The sequence below is a fragment of the Bartonella sp. W8151 genome (assembly GCF_016100385.1).
Lineage (GTDB): Bacteria > Pseudomonadota > Alphaproteobacteria > Rhizobiales > Rhizobiaceae > Bartonella > Bartonella apis.
The window spans coordinates 1-234 of sequence record NZ_JACFSO010000016.1 but is presented as its reverse complement, the minus strand read 5'-3'; the positions used below and the strand labels follow the sequence as shown (position 1 = coordinate 234).

Below are 234 nucleotides of genomic sequence, written 5' to 3'. Positions count from 1 at the left end.
CACGCTGTTCCAGTGTACCAAGCTTATTCATTTGTTGAAGAATTTGTGGGTAAACTTCATATAAAGCTACACCTGGCTGATAAACAGGACTTAAAGGATGTGTCGGGTTCCCTGAAATTATCGAAGGGAAATAGGTTGTATCAAGTGTCCGTAAGTACCAACTGCCGTCACTTCCGTCCCCTTGATGGAGCGAATAAGCATAAGCCCCTCCAACAACAGCATTTTGCCCCTCAT

At 44.4% G+C, this 234-nt stretch carries 1 protein-coding gene; it reads right to left on the bottom strand.

Annotation, left to right across the window (positions count from 1 at the left end):
* Positions 1-234 (bottom strand): autotransporter outer membrane beta-barrel domain-containing protein (locus tag H3V14_RS10760; RefSeq protein WP_198228588.1); only part of this gene is annotated, 234 nt, incomplete at both ends.